This is a genomic window from Azospirillum picis (assembly GCF_017876115.1).
Taxonomy (GTDB): Bacteria; Pseudomonadota; Alphaproteobacteria; order Azospirillales; family Azospirillaceae; genus Azospirillum; species Azospirillum picis.
In genome coordinates this window covers 318240-338226 of sequence record NZ_JAGINO010000002.1, presented here as the reverse complement: position 1 = coordinate 338226, position 19987 = coordinate 318240, and the positions used below count along the sequence as shown (strand labels likewise).

Annotated in this window: 13 protein-coding genes; 7 read left to right on the top strand and 6 right to left on the bottom strand. The window is 68.3% G+C overall.

Annotation, left to right across the window (positions count from 1 at the left end; translation table 11 throughout):
- Positions 1–58 precede the first annotated feature (58 nt).
- Entirely contained in the window at positions 59–2296 is a 2238-nt protein-coding gene (locus J2850_RS04065; RefSeq protein WP_209979005.1) for an ATP-binding protein, read from the bottom strand.
- 265 nt (positions 2297–2561) lie between these two features.
- On the opposite strand from J2850_RS04065, the gene zapE reads away from it, so the two are divergent.
- The 6 genes from zapE (at position 2562) to J2850_RS04035 (ending at position 12119) form a co-directional block, all read left to right on the top strand.
- Positions 2562–3734, top strand: coding sequence for a cell division protein ZapE (zapE, locus tag J2850_RS04060; RefSeq protein WP_209979003.1), 1173 nt, complete (start codon positions 2562–2564; stop codon positions 3732–3734).
- 145 nt (positions 3735–3879) lie between these two features.
- On the top strand, positions 3880–7437 hold the full coding sequence (hsdR, locus tag J2850_RS04055) for a type I restriction-modification system endonuclease (RefSeq protein ID WP_209979001.1): 3558 nt from the start codon (positions 3880–3882) through the stop codon (positions 7435–7437).
- A complete protein-coding gene (locus J2850_RS04050; protein ID WP_209978999.1) occupies positions 7437–8039 on the top strand; it encodes a hypothetical protein in 603 nt (200 codons plus the stop codon). The genes hsdR and J2850_RS04050 overlap by 1 nt, the downstream gene beginning before the upstream one ends.
- Before the next feature lie 19 nt (positions 8040–8058).
- Positions 8059–9510, top strand: a complete 1452-nt coding sequence (locus J2850_RS04045) for a class I SAM-dependent DNA methyltransferase (protein WP_209978997.1) — start codon at positions 8059–8061, stop codon at positions 9508–9510.
- Positions 9507–11012, top strand: a complete 1506-nt coding sequence (locus J2850_RS04040; RefSeq protein ID WP_209978995.1) for a restriction endonuclease subunit S — start codon at positions 9507–9509, stop codon at positions 11010–11012. Before J2850_RS04045 ends, J2850_RS04040 begins: the two co-directional genes overlap by 4 nt.
- 57 nt (positions 11013–11069) lie before the next feature.
- Complete coding sequence (locus tag J2850_RS04035; RefSeq protein ID WP_209978993.1) at positions 11070–12119, top strand: restriction endonuclease; 1050 nt, start codon at positions 11070–11072, stop codon at positions 12117–12119.
- Positions 12120–12156: 37 nt separating this feature from the next.
- Here J2850_RS04035 and J2850_RS04030 read toward each other — a convergent pair whose 3' ends face one another.
- Positions 12157–14259, bottom strand: coding sequence for a methyl-accepting chemotaxis protein (locus J2850_RS04030; protein ID WP_209978991.1), 2103 nt, complete (start codon positions 14257–14259; stop codon positions 12157–12159).
- Between the two features lie 750 nt (positions 14260–15009).
- Here J2850_RS04030 and J2850_RS04025 point away from each other — a divergent pair.
- Positions 15010–15723, top strand: a complete 714-nt coding sequence (locus J2850_RS04025; RefSeq protein ID WP_209978989.1) for a response regulator — start codon at positions 15010–15012, stop codon at positions 15721–15723.
- A 12-nt stretch (positions 15724–15735) separates the two neighbouring features.
- On the opposite strand, the gene lipA is transcribed toward J2850_RS04025, so the two are convergent.
- The 4 genes from lipA to J2850_RS04005 form a co-directional block, all read right to left on the bottom strand.
- Positions 15736–16647: a lipoyl synthase gene (gene lipA / locus J2850_RS04020; protein ID WP_209978987.1), complete on the bottom strand. Its 912-nt coding sequence runs from the start codon at positions 16645–16647 to the stop codon at positions 15736–15738.
- The gene (locus J2850_RS04015; RefSeq protein WP_246512784.1) at positions 16647–17762 is read right to left on the bottom strand and encodes a 2,3-butanediol dehydrogenase; all 1116 of its coding nucleotides are present in this window, start codon (positions 17760–17762) and stop codon (positions 16647–16649) included. Before J2850_RS04015 ends, lipA begins: the two co-directional genes overlap by 1 nt.
- Positions 17763–17824: 62 nt before the next feature.
- The gene (locus tag J2850_RS04010) at positions 17825–18610 is read right to left on the bottom strand and encodes a glucose 1-dehydrogenase (RefSeq protein WP_209978985.1); all 786 of its coding nucleotides are present in this window, start codon (positions 18608–18610) and stop codon (positions 17825–17827) included.
- Positions 18611–18700: 90 nt separating this feature from the next.
- Positions 18701–19837 carry an acetoin dehydrogenase dihydrolipoyllysine-residue acetyltransferase subunit gene (locus J2850_RS04005; protein WP_209978983.1) on the bottom strand — a complete coding sequence of 379 codons (1137 nt, stop codon included), beginning with the start codon at positions 19835–19837 and terminating at the stop codon, positions 18701–18703.
- Between the last annotated feature and the right edge of the window lie 150 nt (positions 19838–19987).

Below are 19987 nucleotides of genomic sequence, written 5' to 3'. Positions count from 1 at the left end.
CCCCTGGCGACCCCAGGCCGCCGCCCGGCCGCGTCACGGCAATGACGGGGGACGCCGGCTACACCGATGGACCGCCGGGCGGCTTGCCGATACCGGCCGCCGCGGCGGCGATCGGCTGGTCGAGCACCCGCTCCGCCGGCAGCCGCACCGTCATGCAGGTGCCTTCGCCCGGCCGGCTGTCGCAGGTCAGGCTGCCGCCGTGCAGGTCGATGAAGTTCTTGGAGATCGACAGCCCCAGCCCGGTGCCCTCGTAGCGGCGGTTGGCCGCGTTCTCCGCCTGGCGGAAGGGCTGGAACAGGTGGGGCATGAAGTCGGCGGGGATGCCGATGCCGGTGTCGGCCACCGCCAGCCGGAAGCCGCCGTCGGCCTCCCGCCCGGCGGTGATGGTGACGCGGCCGCCGGCGGGCGTGAACTTCACGGCATTGGACAGCAGGTTCAGCACCACCTGCTTGAAGGCGCGGCGGTCGACCCACAGGGTGGCGACCGCGGCGGCCACCTCGTTGTCGATCGCGATCCCGCCGGAGGCGGCGCGGTCGCGCACCATCATCAGGCATTGGGCGACCGCCTCGTGGGCCTCGATCGCCTCCTCGGCCAGGTCGAACTGGCCGGCTTCCAGCTTCGACATGTCCAGCACGGCGTTGACGATGTCCAGCAGGTGGCGGCCGCTCTCGTGGATGTCGGAAATGCAGGATTTCTGCCGCTCGTTCGCCGCGCCGAAATAGCCGCTGTCCAGCACCTCGGCGAAGCCGATGATGGCGTTCAGCGGGGTGCGCAACTCGTGGCTCATGTTGGCCAGGAATTCGCTCTTGGCCCGGTTGGCCAACTCGGCCTGGGTCTTGGAGGCGACCAGCTCCGCCTCCTGCTGCTTGCGGCGTGTCATGTCGCGGATGACGCCGACGAAGACGCGCGGCTCTTCCGGCCCCGATTCTTGCCCGGAGCCCTGCCCCCAGCCGCCCAGCCGCAGGTCGCTGACGGTGAAGGCGACAGGGACGGCATGCCCGTCGCGGCGCCGGGCGGTCAGGTCGCTTTCGGCGCCGCTGTCGCGGGCGCCGGGGATCAGCGCCTCGATGGGCTGGCCGACCATCTCGCGCTCGGCGACGCCGAACATCGTCTCGGCCGCGCGGTTGAAGGTGATGATCCGGCCTCCGGTGTCGAAGGTCACCACGGCGTCCAGCATCGAATCGAGAATGCCGCGGATCCGCCGCGACACGCGGGCGAGCCGCGCCCGGTCCTCCTCCCGCCGCATATGCTGCCGGACGACGAAGGCGGTCAGCAGGGCGATGGCCAGCGTCATGACGATCGCGATGGCGGTCCAGGCGGCGGAATCGCGCCGCCAGTCGGCCAGCACCGCGGCGACTGGCAGGGTCGTCACCACGACGAACGGGTAACCCGGCACGCGGCGCACGCTGATGAGGCTGTCGATGCCGCCATGGTTGCCGCCATGCGCGCCGGCCGGGCCGGGGGCCACGCCGCGGGCGGTGAGTCCTTCCGCCAGCCCGTCGCGCCGCCGCTGCCCGGCGGACGCGTCCAGCATCGCCTGGGCCGCCGGCCAGCCGGACAGCGACCCGATGCCTGGTCGGCCCTGCGGCCGTTCGAGCAGCACGGTGCCGTCGTCCAGCGCCAGGAACATGCCGCCCTTGCGGTCGATTCCCTGCGATTCCAGGGTTGCCGCCAGCCGTGCCGGGTTCGCCATCGCCACCACCACGCCGCGGAAGTCACCCTCCGGCCCGCTGCGGCGCCGGCTGAAGGGGATGACCTGGGTGTCGGGGACCACCCTGCTGTCGATCAGCGCCCCGATGAACAGCCCGCTCCCCGGCTCGCGCTGCCGGGCGAAATAGGCGCGGTCGGTCAACGGGGAGAGGGGCGGGGGCGTTGCGGCGGAATGGTGCAGGACGCGCCCGTCCGCCCCGATCACCGCCAACCCGGCCAGTTCGGGGAAGGCGGCCAGCCGCCGCTTCAGGTAGTCGTGCATCGCCGGGCTGCCGCGGCTGGCCGCTTCCGCATGGGTGTCCAGCACGAAGGAAAGGTCCGACAGCAACTGGTCGGTGGCGAAGGCGGTGCGCAGGGCCTGCGCCTCCAGCATGCGGGCGAGGTCGCGGGTGGCACGCTCGCCGGCGACGATCGCCTCGCGCCGGCTTTGCAGCAGGCCGTAGCCGATCAGGGCGTTCACCACCAGGATGAAGGCGATGCCGGAGGCCGTCACCAGGAAACGGACCGAGCCCAGCCGCCTGCGCAGCGACCCCGCCATGGTGGCGGGGGTGCAGCGGGGCAGGGGGGCGGAGCCGGGAACGGCCATCGGCGTGTGGTTTCTTTTGAAAGACAATTGATACGGGTACTCTCCTTAACCGAGCCGCCCCTGTAAGGAAAGTGCAACCAATCGACGCGGGCTGTCGCCGGCCTTGATCCGCCGACCTTGAACCGCCGCCCTCGACTCGCCGGCCATGCTTCCCGCTTCCCGCTGCCACCAGCCATGCCCGCCACGGCCCTCACGGCCGTTGTCGACCGGAGCCTCATCCGCTAGGTAAGGACCTCCTCCCCGCCAGCCGGACGATGCATTCGCCATGACCGAAGGACCGCTTTCGCTCTACCGCGCCCGCCGCGGCACCGGCTCGCTTCGCCCCGATCCCGACCAGGAGTTGGCGGCGGAGAAGTTCCAGAGCCTGTACCAGGCGCTGAAGGGCTATCGTCCGCAGCACACCGGCGACGGCAAGGGCTCCGGCGGCGGCTGGCTGGAGCGCTTCGGGCTGGGCCGGCTCCGTGCGGCGCCGCCGCCGCCCGACATCGCGTCCACCGCGCCGCAGGGGCTCTACCTCTACGGCAGCGTCGGCCGCGGCAAGTCGATGCTGATGGACCTGTTCTACGAGACGGCGCCGGTCGACCGGAAGCGCCGCGTCCACTTCCACGAATTCATGCTGGAGGTCCACCAGCGCATCCACGACTACCGCCAGACCGGCAAGGGGAAGGGCGACGGGCCGGACGAGGCGCTGCCGGAACTGGCCCGGGCGCTGGCCGACGAGGCGTGGCTGCTGTGCTTCGACGAGTTCCACGTCACCAACATCGTCGACGCGATGATCCTCGGCCGGCTGTTCACCAACCTGTTCGACCTCGGCGTCGTGGTGGTCGCGACCTCCAACTGGCCGCCGGACATGCTGTACAAGGACGGCCTGCAGCGCGAGCTGTTCCTGCCCTTCATCGCGCTCCTGAAGGAGAAGCTCGACATCCTGTCGCTGGACGGCCCGATCGATTACCGGCTCGACCGGCTGAAGGGCGTTCCGATCTACCATCACCCCCTCGGCCCGGCCGCCACGGCGGCGCTGGACGAGGCGTTCAAGGCCCTCACGGGCGGCGCTGCGGGCGAGCCGACCACGCTGACGGTGCAGGGCCGCAAGCTGGAGATCGCCCGCGCCGCCAAATGCGTGGCCCGCGTCGATTTCTGGGACCTCTGCGGCAAGCCGCTGGGAGCCGCCGACTATCTGGCGCTGGCCACCCACTTCCACACCGTGCTGATCGACAACGTGCCGACCATGAAGGACGACCTGCGCAATGAGGCCAAGCGCTTCATGACGCTGATCGACGCGCTGTACGAGCACAAGGTCAACGTCGTCATCGCCGCCGAAGGCCCCCCGGAACGGCTCTATCCGGAGGGCACCCACGCCTTCGAGTTCGAGCGGACGGTGAGCCGCCTAATGGAGATGCAGAGCGAGGACTACCTGAACCGGCAGCATTTGACGTGACGCGCACCGGCGCTCGTCAGGGCGGGGCAGAAGGCGGAAGCCGCGCGGCGACCGTTGCGGTGCCGTTACGATCCAACCCCAGGTCGTTCCCGCAAGGTGACAGGGCTCTCCATGACGTGTAAGCTTGAGCGCTTGCATGAGGTGAATGGTGAGCCGGTCAGCCAACTTCAGCTTCCTCGCGAAACACAGCGTCCAGCTTGAACGGCTTGGTGCGCTCGGTGAGCGCTTCTTCGCCGAGGACGCCAACACCGCGATCCTCAAGATGCGGCAATTCGCCGAGCTGCTGGCCCAACTGACGGCCGCCAAGCTCGGCATGTGGACCTCGCCGGAGGAGACGCAGGACCAGTTGCTCCGCCGCCTGCGCGACCGTGGCGCCCTGCCGCGCGAGGTCGGCGACCTGTTCCACTACATCCGCAAGACCGGCAACGCCGCCAACCACGACCTTGCCGGCGATCAGGCGATGGCGCTGTCCTGCCTGAAGCATGGCCGCACGCTGGGCGTCTGGTTCCATCGTACCGTGACCGGCGACCGCGTCTTCAACCCCGGCCCCTTCGTGCCGCCGCGCGACCCCCGCGCCGAAAGCGCCGCGCTGAAGGCGGAGCTGGACCGGCTGCGCGGGGAACTCCAGGCGCAGCAGTCGGCCCATGACCGTTTGGCAGCCGAGGCGCAGGCCGAAGCCGAGCGCCGCCTGACCGCGGAGGAGCGCGCCGCAAAGGCCGAGGCCGACCGGCTGGAGTGGGAGCGGTTGGCCCAGCAGGTCGAGGCCGACCGCGCCCGCCTGGAAGCCGAGCTGCTGACCAGCGTCCAGGCACAGGCCGCCGCCATGCCGGCGCACGCCATCCAGCAGACCGTCGAGCTGGCGCAGGAGGTCGGGCAGGGCATTGACCTCGACGAGCGCGAAACCCGCCGCCTGATCGATGCCCAGCTTCGCGAAGCCGGCTGGGAGGCCGACAGCGAGGCGCTGAGCTACGCCGCCGGCACCCGCCCCCAGAAGGGCCGCAACCTCGCCATTGCGGAATGGCCCACGGCGGACGGTCGGGCCGATTACGCCCTGTTCGTCGGCCTGACCATCGTCGGCATGGTCGAGGCGAAACGCCGCAACACAAACGCCTCCGAATACATCGAGCGGGCGGCCCGCTACAGCCGCGGATATGGCCGCCGCGCCGACGAAGCGCCGCCGGCCGAAGGGCCGTGGGGGGAGGGCGACGCACGTTATCCGGTGCCCTTCCTGTTCTCGACCAACGGCCGTCCCTTCCTGCGCCAGTTCGAGGAGCTGTCGGGCGTCTGGTTCCGCGACGCCCGCCATCCTCACAACCATGCCAAGGCGCTCGACGGCTGGTACAGCCCGGCCGGCCTGCTGGAGTCGCTGCGCAACGATCCGCGGGCCGCGCAGGACCGGCTTGTCCGCGACCCCTTCGGCTACAATTTCCCGCTGCGCGACTATCAGGAGCGGGCCATCCGCGCGGTGGAGGCCGCCATCGGCGCCGGCCGGCGCGACATCCTGGTCGCCATGGCCACCGGCACCGGCAAGACCAAGACCTGCATCGCGCTGGTCTATCGCCTGCTGAAGGCGCAGCGCTTCCGCCGCATCCTGTTCCTGGTCGACCGCACCGCTCTGGGCGAGCAGGCCGGCAACGCGTTCAAGGAAACGCGGATGGAGCAGCAACAGGTCTTCGCCGACATCTTCCAGGTCAAGGAGCTGGGCGACAGCATCCCGGACGCGGAAACCAAGCTGCACATCGCCACCGTCCAATCCCTGGTCCGCCGCATCCTGGGCAGCGACGCCCCGCCGCCGATCGACGAGTATGACTGCATCGTCGTCGACGAATGCCACCGCGGCTATCTGCTCGACCGTGAAATGGGCGACGAGGAGCTGAGCTTCCGCGACCAGGGCGACTACATCTCCAAGTACCGGCGCGTGCTCGACCGCTTCGACGCCGTGAAGATCGGCCTGACCGCCACCCCGGCCCTGCACACCGTCGACATCTTCGGCGAGCCGGTGATCCACTACACCTACCAGGAGGCCGTCATCGACGGCTGGCTGGTCGATCATGAGCCGCCCATCCGCGCCCACACCGCGCTCAGCCAGGAGGGCATCCATTGGGACGCCGGGGCGGCGGTGGACGTGCTGGACACCCGCACCGGCCAACTGGACCTGGTCCATCTGCCGGACGAGGTCCGCTATGACGTCCAGGACTTCAACCGCCGCGTCCTGACGCGCGACTTCAACCGGGTCATCGCCGAATGGCTGGCCGGGCACATCGACCCCAGCCTGCCCGGCAAGACGCTGGTCTTCTGCGCGACCGACCTGCACGCCGAAACCGTGGTGGCCGCCCTGCGGACCGCCTTCGCCGACCGCTACGGCGGGATCGACAACGACGCCGTCGCCAAGATCACCGGCCGCTCGGACGATCCGATGCGGCAAATCCGCCGCTTCAAGAACGAGGAGCTGCCGAAGGTCGCCGTCACCGTCGACCTGCTGACGACCGGCATCGACGTGCCGGAAATCGTCAACCTCGTCTTCATCCGCCGGGTCAACAGCCGCATCCTGTACGAGCAGATGATCGGCCGCGGCACCCGCCTGTGCGAGGATCTGTTCGGCCCCGGCCGGCACAAGACCGCCTTCCGCATCTTCGACGCCGTCGGCATCTATGCGGCGATGGAGGGCTTGTCGCAGATGAAGCCGGTGGTGACCAACCCGAACATCACCTTCGCCACACTGATGGAGGAACTGGCCGGGGCGACCGGCACGCCCCTGCCGGCGCAGGCGCCACCGGCCCCGGTGCTTCCACTGACTCCACTGACCGGCTTCGCGGAGGAGGGGCAGGCCCCGTTCCTCGGTCCGGATGCCCAGCCGGCACCCGCGCCGGAGGACCCGCAGGCGGCCGAGCGGCGCCGGCAGCAGGCGCGCTGGCTGGTCGGCCAGATCGTCGCCAAGCTGCACCGCAAGCGCCGCAGGCTGACCGAGGCGGGCGAGCGCCGCTTCCGCGACCTTGCCGGCACCGACTCCGAAACCTTCGTCCGTCGCCTGCGTGACGCGGCACCGGAGGAGGCCGCCCGCATCCTGATCGACCACCGGGCGCTGATGGAACTGCTGGACACCCGCATCGGCGACGACCCGATCCATGTCCCGCTTTATGACGGTGCCGACGAGTTCCGGCACGAGGAAACCGGCTACGGCGCCAACATCACCCGGCCGGAGGACTACATCGCCAGCTTCCGCCGCTATCTCGCCGAGACCATGAACCGGGTGCCGGCGCTGAACGCCGTCGCCAACGCCCCGCGCGAGCTGACCCGCGCCCAACTGCGCGAAGTCCGCCTGCTGCTGGAACGCGACGGCTTCGGCGAGGCGGAGTTGCGGGCGGCCTTCCGCGACATGGACAATGCCGATATCGCCGCGTCGGTGATCGGCTATATCCGCCGGGCGGCGCTGGGCGACGCGCTGGTGCCCTATGACGAGCGGGTGGACCGGGCGATGCGCCGGGTGCTATCCAGCCGGCCCTGGACGAAGGCGCAGCGCGACTGGCTGGAACGGATCGCCCGGCATATGAAGAAGGAGGTCGTTATTGACCGCGACACCCTCGACCAAGGCGAGTTCCGCCAGCAGGGTGGCGGGTTCGCGCGGCTGGACCGGGTGTTCGAGGGGCGGTTGTCTAATGTTATGCAAGAAATAGGCGAATTTATCTGGCAAGAGGTTATTTGATGACAAGGAGATCAATAGGCACAGATGGTATTGGGAAAGCAATTCTGGTTGGAGCGAAAGGCGCATTCAAAGATTATCGCAAAATGAGCGGCGGGCATTGGCTTGATGCGGCGCCGGAGTCTTATATCCAGTCATCAATAGCAAATGAAATATCCAGAATGCAATTTCACGGCAAGGGTGTGTACGTAACTCTTGAGGCGTCTACTAAAAGAATTTTAGAAGACTGCAATTTAAAAATTGATAAAAGACGTGTGAAAATGCGTGAAAGACAGAGATTCGATATATTGGTGTGGTCAGAGGATTACTACCCAAGAGCAGTTATCGAAATAAAGAAATGTTGGCATCAGAGTCAATGTATTTCCGACATAAAACGAATCCGCCAATGGTTAAAGGGAGATAACCCCCTTTTAGAGGTAGGTTATATAGTTGCGTATAGCTCGGCAAAGGGAAAGAACGCGCAAGACACACTCACCTCGCGTTTTAAGAAAATCGCTGAGGCTGCAGATGCCATCTGGGCACCATCTGAAGACTATGAAATGGATGACGAGGGGTGGACTTGGGGTGTGGCGTGTATAAGCATGTTTCCTTCCGCCAAAGCCTAAGCCTGACAAAAAGAGAATCATGAACGCTACCAACGACATCGTCTCCAAGCTCTGGGGGCTGTGCCATATCCTGCGGGATGACGGCATCACCTATCACCAGTATGTGACCGAGCTGACCTACCTGATCTTCCTCAAGATGGCGGAGGAGACGGGGGCGGAGGAGCAGTTGCCGCCCGGCTACCGCTGGGGCGATGTCCGCGGCAAGCAGGGCGTCGAGCAGTTGACCTTCTACAAGGAAATGCTGATCCACCTCGGCACCTACGGCTCCGCGCAGGTCCAGTCGATCTTCCAGAACGCCCAGACCAGCCTGCGCCAGCCGCGCATCCTCAAGGCGCTGGTCGAGGCGATCGAGGGGCTGGACTGGTACTCCGCCCGCCAGGAAGGGCTGGGCGACATGTACGAGGGCCTGCTGGAGCGCAACGCGACGGAGAAGAAGTCGGGCGCCGGCCAGTACTTCACCCCGCGTCCGCTGATCGACAGCATGGTGGCGCTGGTCAAGCCGCAGGCGGGCGAGTATGTGCAGGATCCGGCGGCCGGCACCGGAGGCTTCCTGATCGCCGCCGACCGCTGGGTCAAGGCGCATACCAACGACCTGTGGGACCTGAGCGAGAGAGACCAGAATTTCCAGCGCCAAGACGCCTTCTGCGGCATGGAGCTGGTGCCGGACGCTCACCGGCTCGGCCTGATGAACTTGATGCTGCACGACGTCACCGGCGACCTCCAGCTCGGCGACACCTTGTCGGAGCAGGGGGCGCGGCTGCCGAAGGTCAACGTCATGCTGACCAACCCGCCCTTCGGCACCAAGAAGGGCGGCGGCCTGCCGAGCCGCGACGACTTCACCTACCCGACCTCGAACAAGCAGCTCGCCTTCCTTCAGCACATCTACCGCGGCCTGAAGCCCGGCGGCCGGGCCGCCGTCGTGCTGCCGGACAATGTGCTGTTCGAGGACAATGCCGGCCGCGACATCCGCCGGGACCTGATGGACAAGTGCGACCTGCACACTGTCCTGCGCCTGCCGACCGGCATTTTCTACAGCCAGGGCGTCAAGACCAACGTCCTGTTCTTCACCCGCGGCCGCAGCGACAAGGGCAACACCGGCGAGGTCTGGGTCTATGACATGCGCTCCAACATGCCGCAGTTCGGCAAGACCCGCCCGCTGACCCGCGAGCATTTCGCCGCCTTTGAGACAGCCTACGGCGCCGACCCGCTGGGCAAGGCGCCCCGGATGGACGAAGGCGAGCAGGGCCGCTTCCGCCGCTTCACCCGCGAGCAGATCGCCGCGCGCGGCGACAACCTGGACCTCACTTGGCTGCGCGACGAGGGTGCCGAAACCGAACTGCCTGAACCGGACGTGATCGCTGCCGAAATCATCGACACCCTGCGCGTGGCGCTGGAGGAGATGGAGGCGCTGGCCGATCTGCTGGGGGGTGACGAGGTGGCGGACAGTGCCGTGGCGGAGGCTGCGGAATGAGCAGGCGGGAAATGCCGGTGGGGTGGACGTACACGACGCTAGAGAAGTTACTCAGTGCTGAGCGCCCTCTCTGTTACGGAGTCATTCAGCCTGGAGATGATGTCTCTGACGGGAATACGCTTATTCGGGTGTGTGATCTTGTTGATGGCTCGGTGGACACTGAGCGCCTCCGACGTATTGCCCATGACGTCGATCAGCAGTATCAAAGGTCTCGCGTCGAAAATGGGGATATTCTTGTAAGCATAGTAGGGACAATCGGCCGCGTCTCGGTTGTGCCTAGTGAGCTAAGTGGTAGCAACATTGCGCGTGCTCTGGCAAAGCTCTCACCAAACGGCGCAGTGACAAGCGCTTGGCTTGCATATTGGCTTTCGGATGCCGAAATGCAGGACTGGTTGGTGAGGGAGTCTCGCGAGGTTGCACGCAAGACTCTGAACCTTGGCGAATTGGCTCAGGCGCCAGTACGACTAGCCCCGCTCGCTGAACAGCGCCGCATCGTCGAGAAAATCGAGGTACTGGCGACTCGATCGCGCCGGGCGCGTGAGGCGCTGGACACGCTGCCGGCCCTGATCGACCGCTACCGCCAATCCGTCCTCGCCGCCGCCTTCCGTGGCGACCTGACGGCGGAGTGGCGGGAAAAGCAAAATGGTCTTCAGCCGATTTCCGACGCCGAGTTGTCCGGATTGCGTCGGCAGCTTTGGGACGCCGTGCAAAAAGGAGTGAACACTGGGCGAAAATCTCGTTATCAGTCGGCAGAGGATATTGCCCAGGAGGGTGCGGAACTTCCTGAAGGGTGGCGTTGGGTCACCGTGGATGAGCTTTGCCCGATCGTCCAATATGGGACGTCTGCGAAGACAACAGAGCAAGATGGCGTCGTCGTGCTGCGGATGGGAAATATTCAATCGGGAACGATTGTTTTCGATAGCATCAAGAGCCTTCCGGAAGAGCATGAAGAATTTCCCGCCCTTCTTCTCGATAAAGGTGACCTTCTTTTTAACCGAACCAATAGTCCGGAGTTGGTCGGGAAATGCGCCGTATTTGAAGGATATTCGACCTCCTGTTCGTTTGCGTCGTACCTGATAAGGCTCAAGGTCGCAGGGCTTAATCCCCGCCTTCTTGCGGCTTATATCAATTCGCCATTCGGAAGAATGTGGGCACGCGGCGTCGTGAGCCAGCAAGTTGGTCAAGCGAATATCAATGGAAGTAAGTTGAAGGCTCTTGTCGCTCCACTTCCACCAGTTGAAGAGCAGGAGATGATCCTCCGGAAGCTGAAGGCACATGATGAGGCGATCGCGCGTGTAATCGATCAACACCGCGTCGGTGCGACCCGCCTCGCCAACCTCAACCAATCCATCCTCGCCAAGGCGTTCCGTGGCGAACTGGTGCCGCAGGATCCGAACGACGAGCCGGCTTCCGTCCTACTGGAGCGCATCCGCGCCGAACGCGCAGCGGCAGGACCAGCACCCCGCCGTGAGCGGCGGCCGAAGGCGGAGGCCGGCGGCTGACCGTGTCCCGCCCGCCCCGCGCATCCCGTCACCTCCCCCGCCTGCAAAAGACCCCGCATGCCCCCCAAGACCTGGATGGTCCGCGCCGGAAAGCGCGGCGCGCTGATCGACCGCTTCCGCACCGCCGGGCGGATTGCCATCGGTTGGGCAGACCTCGGTTCGCTGGCGGCGGTGGCTGACCGGCCGGCGATGGTGGCGCTGGTGCGGACCCGCTGGCCTGACTGGAACGTCTATGAGGTCGGCAACAATGCCGGCCAACTCCACCGCTTCCGCAGCGACATTCAGGTCGGCGACCGCGTCATCTCCTACGACCCTGACGGCCGCGTCTATCATGTCGGCACCGTGACCGGCCCTTACGCCCATGAACCGGCCTTCGACGCCGATTACCCCAATGTCCGGCCGGTGACCTGGGGCGGCTCGGTTCCGCGGGATGTGCTGGGCGTCTCCGCCAAGAACTTGCTGGGATCGGTCACCACCGTCTTCCAGGTCCCAGCGGAGACGGCCGCCGAAATCGACACTGCGCTGGCTGGCCCGGACGCTCCGTCGGCCAAGCAGGTGGGTGCCGCCGTGCAGGACGGTGCTGACCTCGACGCTGTATCCGTTGCCGACCCGACGGCGGAGGCCGCGGCCGAGCAGGACCTGTTCGAGGATCTTGAAGCGAAGGCGCTGGAGTTCATCAAGGACCGGCTGGTGAAACTCAGCCCGCGCGACATGGAGCTGTTCGTTGCCGGCCTGCTGCGGGCGATGGGCTACAAGACGCGCGTGTCGCCGGTCGGCCCCGACCGTGGCCGCGACATCTTCGCCTCGCCCGACGGGCTGGGGTTGGAGGACCCCCGCATCTTCGTCGAGGTCAAGCACCGCTCCGGCCCCATCGGTGCGCCGTCCGTGCGCTCCTTCCTCGGCGGCCGGCGCCCCGGCGACCGCGGCCTCTACGTCTCCACCGGCGGCTTTGCCCGCGATGCGAAGTACGAAGCCGACCGGGCGCCCATCCCCTTGTCGCTGCTGGACCTCGACGACCTCGTCGCCCTGGCGCTGGAGCATTACGACGGGCTGGACGTCGACTCCAAGCGCCTGCTGCCCCTCAAGCGCCTGTACTGGCCGGCATAGCCGCCCGCCAAGTCTGGGGGCATGGCCGCCGCCACCCTCACGCCGCCCGCACCTCCTCGATGAAGCGCCCGACCGCCTGGCGCAGCGCCTCCGCTTCCCTGGTCAGCCCGTCGGCCGTGGCTAGGACCTGCGAGGCGGCGGCGCTGGTCTCGGTGGCCGCGCGGGTGACGCCGGCGATGGTGGCGGACACCGATTCGATGCCCCCGGCGGCCTGGACGACGCTGCCGGCGATCTCGCGGGTGGCGGCGCCCTGTTCCTCGATCGCCGAGGCGATGGTCGTGGTCACCTCGTTGATCCGGCCGATGGTCTTGCCGACGTCGCGGATGGCCGCCTGGGCGCCGCCGGTGGCCGTCTGGATCTCCTGGACCTTCGCCTGGATCTCCTCGGTCGCCCGGGCGGTCTGGCCGGCGAGGTTCTTCACCTCGCTGGCGACGACGGCGAACCCCTTGCCGGCCTCGCCGGCACGCGCCGCCTCGATCGTCGCGTTCAGCGCCAGCAGGTTGGTCTGGCTGGCGATGGCGGTGATCATCCCCACCACCTGGCCGATCTGCTCGGCCGCGTCGACCAGGCCGCGGATGGTGCGGTCGGTGCTCTCGGCCTGGGTGACGGCATGGGCGGTGACCGTGGTGGAGGAGGCGACCTGCCGCCCGATCTCGCCGATGGAGGCGGACAGCTCCTCCGTCGCGGTGGCGACGCTCTGCACGTTGGCGCTGGTCTCCCCGGACGCCGAGGCGACGAGCCCGGCGCCCTCGCTGGTCTGCCGCGCGGTCTCCGACATCGCCGCGGCGGTGGCGTGCATCTCGCAGGCGGCCGACGCGACGGCCTCGGCGATGTCCTGGGCGCTGGCCTCGAAACCGTGGACGAGGTCGTCCAGCCGGGCGGCGCGGCGTTCCTTCGCCGCCTGCTCGGCGGCCTTTTCCGCCGACAGCCGCTCGGCCTCCTTCAGCCCGTCCTTGAAGACGCGGACGGCGGCGGCCATGCCGCCGATCTCGTCGCTGCGGCCGGCACCTGGGATCTCGGTGTCGAGCTCGCCGCGGGCGATGCGCGACATGGCGTCGGTCATGGCACGGATCGGCCCGGTGACCCGGCGGCGGGTGATGAGGAAGCCGAACAGGGTCAGCCCGACCGCCGCGGCCACCAGCAGGCCGGCGACCGCGGCGTCCCGCGTCGCCCGTCCCAGCTCGCGCTCGGTGCGGCCGACCATCTCCTCCACGGCGGCATGGGCGACGTCGACGATCAGCCCCTGGTTCGCGGTGTCCTCGCGGCGCTGCGTCGCCAGGTCGGTGGCGGGCGCCTCGCCCTTGCGGAGCGCGGCGAGCACCGCCTCGCGCTGTGCCGGGACCGCACCCTCGACGTTGACCTTGGCGGCCTCGACGGCATCGCGCACCGTCTTCGACACGTCGGCCCGCGTGGCCGCCTCCTTCACCAGCGACCAGGATTGCGCCAGCTTGCCGGCGGCCTCGCGGGCGGCGGCCTCGTCCTCCACCGTCCAGGGCGCCCCGGTGGCCATCGCCGTCTGGATGCGCAGCGACAGCGCGCCGATGCCGATGCGGCTCGCCCAGGCGGCGCGCTTGATCTGGAGGTAATGGTCGACAACCGGGTCGTTCATGCGGATGGCGTCGTCGATCAGGTCGGTCGCGGCGGTCAGCGCGTCGAGATGGGCGACGGCCGCGGCGGTCCAGCGGTCGGAAAGCCGCGGATCGCGCGATCCCTTCGGCAGGCGGGCCGCGGCGTCGGCATCGGCACGCAGCGCCGCCAGATCCTGGTGCGTCCTGCGCAGGCGGTCGGCGACCGGGCCGATGCCGGCGATGCCGTAGCCCGAGAAGGCCGCGTCGATCCTGCGGAAGCCGTCCTCGGCCTCCTGCCGGTCGCGGGCGATGTCCGCCTCGGCGGCCGGATCGGGGGCGCCGTCGGCGCCGACCTTGAAGGCGACCAGGGCGCGCTCCAGCCGGACGGCCAGCAGGCTGCGCAGCAGGTCGCGGCTCGACGCGCTGTACTCGGTGACGTCGTAGGCGCTCCGCACGCGCTGGACGACGTCGACCAGCGTATGGGTGCTGGTGCCGATCAGCAGGATGCCGAGGGCGGCCATCACCAGGCCGAGGGTGGCTCGGATCGACAGCGTCTTGCGTGTGGCGGGCATGATGGTCCTCCGGGAGGTAGTCGGCGAGCCTTTCGCCGTCTGGTGCCGGCTGGGTGGTGTCGAGGCGGCCGGGCCGCCGCGCTTCTCGGCAGGACCGGAACTGATATATCAGCAATCCGGTATGATCCCTTGCGGCCTCGGATGGCAATCGGAATCGCTCGGGACAATGTTGGTCCATCCTGCGGCGGATTGCCCCATCCTTCCTCCATGCATAGAAGTGGACGATCACCCCCGCGGTTCAGGGATATTGCTTTGTGTGTATTTGCATAAAGCAGAGCACATATTTCGAAGGCCGGGGTGACCTGAGAGGCCGGTGTCTGAACATTCGGAGCACCGTCCGGATTTTATTGCGGTGCAACACTGCCCGGCCGTCGTGGTCACGGTCCGCTGTCCGTGCGGCGGAGGGGAAGGGCAGGGGGCCGCGCGGGCTTTTTCAGCCGATGCTTAGCGCCGCTCCGGCTCTGTGATAGGAGGTGAGGCCCGTTCCCCATTCCGTTCATGGATGGCCACGCATGGTCCGCCTCCGCTCCGCCGTCGCCCGGAGCCGCCGTCGCCAAAGCCGCTCTTCCCGGCCCATCGGCTTCCGGCCGTGCCGCCTCCGGCCATCTCAGGTCCGCCCACCGGGCTTCCCTGGCGGCGGCCGGTCCGATGAAGGGATGGAACAGGCGCCCGGCGATGTTTCAAACGGTGCAAATGTTCCATTCGCCGGGGGCCGGGGACGCGGGCGCGGCGTTGCCGGGGGGGTGCGCCATGCGGTCTGAAGCCGTGCCGTTGAAGATCCTGGTGGTCGACGACGAACCGCCGATCCGCCGGTTCCTGCGCACCAGCCTGTCGGCCCAGGGCTACACCATCCTGGAGGCCGGGGACGGCGCCGCGGCGCTGGAGGCGGTGCGGCGGCAGTCGCCCGACCTGCTGGTGCTCGACCTCGGGCTGCCGGCGGTCGGCGGGCAGGAGATCGGCGGGCTGGACGTGATCCGCTCCCTGCGGGTGGCCGGGGCGAGCCTGCCGGTGATCGTGCTGTCCAGCCGCGTCGACGAGGCGGGGAAGGTGGAGGCGCTGGACCTCGGCGCCGACGACTACGTCACCAAGCCCTTCGGCGTCGACGAGTTGCTGGCGCGCATCCGCGCCGCCCTGCGCCACCGGTTGCAGCAGCAGGGCGAGAAGCCGCTGTTCCGCAGCGGCGACCTCGCCGTCGACCTGGTCCGCCGCATCGTCACCGTCCGCGGCGAGGAGGTGAAGCTGTCGCCGCGCGAATACGACCTGCTGCGCCTGCTGATCGCCCATGCCGGCAAGGTGCTGACCCACCGCTTCATCCTGAAGGAGGTCTGGGGCGGCGAGACCGACGTGCAGTATCTGCGCATCTACATCCGCCAGCTCCGCCAGAAGATCGAGGCGGCGCCCGAACGGCCCCACCACATCCTGACCGAGACCGGGGTCGGCTACCGCCTGCGGGCGCCGGACTGACGGCGCTGAGTGTCAGCGGCCGGCCGCCCGCCGCCGCAGCTCTTCGAAGTCGCGGCCGGCATGGTGGGAGGAGCGGGTCAGCGGCGTCGCCGACACCATCAGGAAGCCCCTGGCCCGCGCCACCGTCGCGTAGCGCTCGAACTCCTCGGGCGTGACGTGGCGGGCGACCGGGTGATGCTTCGGAGTCGGGCGGAGATACTGGCCGATCGTCAGGAAATCGACGCCCGCCGCCCGGAGGTCGTCCATCACCTGCAACACCTCCGCCGGCTCCTCGCCCAGCCCGACCATGATGCCGGACTTGGTGAAGACCGAGGGATCGCGCTCCTTCACCCGCTCCAGCAGCCGCAGCGACCCGTAATAGCGGGCTCCCGGCCGCACCTCGGCATAGAGCCGCGGCACGGTCTCCAGATTGTGGTTGTAGACGTCTGGCCGGGCGTCCGCCACGGTCTCGACCGCCCCCGGCTTGTTGCGGAAGTCGGGGGTCAGCACCTCGACCGTCGTGGTGGGCGCGGTCTCGCGCAGACGGCGGATGCAGCGGGCGAAATGCGCCGCCCCGCCGTCGGGCAGGTCGTCACGGTCGACCGAGGTGATGACGACATGGGCGAGCCCAAGCTCGCCCACCGCCTCGGCCAGCCGGTCCGGCTCGTGGGGATCGAGCACGTCCGGCCGGCCGGTGGCGACGTTGCAGAAGGCGCAGGCCCGCGTGCACACGCTGCCCAGGATCATCACCGTGGCGTGCCGCTTGCTCCAGCATTCGCCGATGTTGGGGCAGGCGGCCTCCTCGCAGACCGTGTTCAGGCCGTGGCGGCGGACGAGCGACTGCGTGTCCTCGAACGCCGTCCCGGCGGGGGCGCGGGCGCGGAGCCAGCCCGGCCTCTCGGCCCGATGGTCCGGGCGGGGTGCATGCATCGCGGGCAGGGCCATCAGTGGACGAGCTCCGGCTGTTCGGTTGCCGCGGCAACCGCCTGCGGCTGCACGATGATCTTCACGTTGCGGTCCTTGTGGGCGACCAGCTCCTCGAAGCCGCCGCCGACGATGTCGTCCAGCGTGATGCGGCCGGTGATCAGCGGCTGCACGTCGATGCGGCCGTCGGCGATGAAGCGGATGACGTCGGCGAACTCGCCATTGTAGGCCAGCGAGCCGATGACCTGCTTCTCGGTGGCGACGATCTCGAAGAAGTTGAAGGCGCTGGGTTCCTCGAAGATGCCGACCAGCACCGCCTTGCCGGCCTTGCGGATGACATCGATGGCCAGCTTGGCGGTATCGCGGTGGCCGATGCACTCGAACGACACGTCGGCACCATAGCCGCCAGTCAGCGCCTTGACCTCCGCCACCGCGTCGCACTCCTTGGGGTCGAGCACGATGCTGGCGCCGACCTCCAGCGCCTTGGCCTTGCGGGCGGCGGACATCTCAAGGACGATGATCCGTCCTGCCCCCGCCGCCTTCGCGCACATGATGGTGCACAGGCCGATGGTGCCGGCGCCGACCACCACCACCGTCTCGCCGACGATGCCGCCGGCCTTCTTCACCGCGTGCATGCCGACCGCCAGCGGCTCGATCAGGGCGCCGGCCTCGGTCGGGAAGCCGTCGGGCAGCCGGTAAAGCAGCTCGGCCGGGACATTGACCAGGCTGGCGAAGGCGCCGTTGTTCATCAGGCCGGTGAAGGCCAGCTTCTCGCAGATGTTGTACATGCCGTGCTTGCAGTACCAGCACTCGCCGCAATGCTGGCAGGCGTCCGCCGTCACCCGGTCGCCGACTGCGAATCCGCTGACGCCCTCGCCCAGCGCCGCGATCTCGCCGCTGAACTCGTGGCCCAGGATGCACTGGCCCTTCAGGCCGGTCAGCGGGTGCGGCGTGTCGACCGGGATGAAGACCGGGCCGGCGACATATTCATGCAGGTCGGACCCGCAGATGCCGCACCAATGCACCTTGATCTGCACCCAGCCCGCCGGCGGCGCGCCCGGCAGCGGCACCTCCTCGACCCGGATGTCCTTGCGGCCGTGCCAGACGGCGGCCTTCATCGTGGTCATCGCATTCATGGTGTTTTCCTCCGGTTTTATCGTTGTGGGCGCTTTGGATGTCCTGGGCGTTCAGGCGGCGTTCAGGCGAAGACCATCCCGCCATCGACCAGCAGCGACTGGCCGGTCATGAAGTCGCTGTCTGACGAGGCGAGGAAGCGCGCCACCCCGACGAGGTCGTCGGGCCGCGACGGCCGCCCCAGCACCGCGCCGGCGGCGAACATGTCGAAGGCTTCGTTCTCGGACTTGGTGATGCCGGTGTCGCGGAAGCCCTGGTCGATGACCTTCCACATCTCGGTCGCCACCACGCCGGGGCAGATGGCGTTGGCGGTGATCCCTTCCTTGCCGAAGCCGCGGGCGACCGCCTGGGTCATGGCGACGACCGCGAACTTGCTGGCCGAATAATGGGCCAGCGGCTCGTAACCCTGCTTGCCGGCAATCGAGGCGGTGTTGACGAGCTTGCCGCCGCCGCCCTGGCTGCGGAAGGTCTTGATCGCCTCCTGCATGCCGATCATCACTCCGAGCGCGTTGACGTCGGTGACGGTGCGCCAGTCGTCCTCGGTGATGTCGAGGAAGGGCTTGGTCTGGGCGATGCCGGCATTGTTGAACAGCACGTCGAGCCGGCCATGCGCCCTGACCGTCTCGTCGATCATGCGGCGGACGGCGGTGCGGTCGCGGACGTCGACGGTGACGGCGATTGCGCTGCCGCCGGCGGCGCGGATGGCCTCGGCCACCTGTTGGGCGTCGGCCTCGGTGCGGTCGGCGATGGTCAGGCGGGCGCCGTCGGCGGCGAGCGCCTTGGCGATGGCGGCGCCGATGCCGCGGCCGGCGCCGGTGACGATGATGCTCTTGTCCTTGAGGTCAGGCATGAGCGGTCTCCTTCCGGCGCGCGATCGCGGCGCGCCGGTGGCCAGAGGGTCGGGACACTCCGTCGGGGCAGGGGTGAGGCCGGTCGGGCCTCAGCTCGCCTTGCCGATATGCTCCTTCAGCAGCGCGTTCACCTTGCCGGCCGCCTCCATCTGCACCATGTGGCCGGCGCCGGGGATCACGGCGACCTGCGCCGTGTCGGCCAGCGCGCTGGCGTGCGCGGCGGGGATGACGCGGTCCTCCTCGCCCCACACCACCAGGGTCGGCAGGCCGGCGTCGGCGATTTGGGCGGCGATCTGGCCGGCGAGCACACCGGTCTGCCTGCCGTCGGCGAACAGGCTGGCGGACAAGGCCCGCAGGGCGTCGTCGACGCCGTCGAGCCGCTTGTACTTCAAGAGGTCGTCGACCAGCTTGCGGCTGACAAGGCCGCGGTCGGCGAACAGCGTTTCCAGGACGGGTTTCAGGTCGCGGCGTGACGTCGCGCCGACGAAACCCTGGATGTAGCCGTGGTCGATCTGCTCCCCCAGTCCGGCCGACGCGATCAACGACAGCGATGCGACGCGGCCGGGGGCGTCCAGGGCCGTCCGCATGGAGACGGCGCCGCCCATCGAATGCCCGACGAGGTGGGCGCGCTCGACGCCGACCGTATCGAGGAAGCCCAGCACGGCCTGCGACAGGCCGGTCAGGCTGGGGTCGGCGACCTGCTTGGTCGACTGGCCGTGGCCGGGCAGGTCGAGCGCGTAGACGGTGGCGTTCTCCGCCAGCGCGTCGATGGTGAACAGCCAGTTGTCGAGGTCGCCGCCGAAGCCGTGGACCAGCAGGACGGCCGGGCCGCCCTCTCCCCGCTTGGCATAGCGCAGGGTGCCGGCCGGGGTCTCGGCGGTGTGGTATTGCGGGCCGGCTTCGGCCTCGCCGTCGTCTTCGCTGGCGGGGGCGGCATAGGCGCTGATGAAGGCGTCGATGTCGTCGTCCGGCACGTCCGGTTCGGCCAGCACGGCGATCAGCGCCTTGACCGGATAGACGGTGCCGGGCTCGCCCAGCACCCGGCGCAGGACGCCGGTCTCGCCCGCCTCGACGACGTTGGTGATCTTGTCGGTCTCGACCTCCAGCAACTCGTCGCCGATGGAGATGGCGGATCCCGGCCGCTTCAGCCAGCCGGTGACCTTGCCCTCGGACATGGACAGGCCCCATTTCGGCATGACGATGGGCTTGATGCGCTCGTTCAGCATGTGCTTCAGGCTCCTGGGAAGACTTTTTTGTTTGGCGAGGCACGCCCCCTCCCCATCCCTCCCCCGCTTCGCGGGAGAGGGTGCCTTTTGCAAGGCGGCGGCAGTCCCCTCCACCGCCGGAGGCGGGGGAGGGTCAGGGAGGGGGCAAGG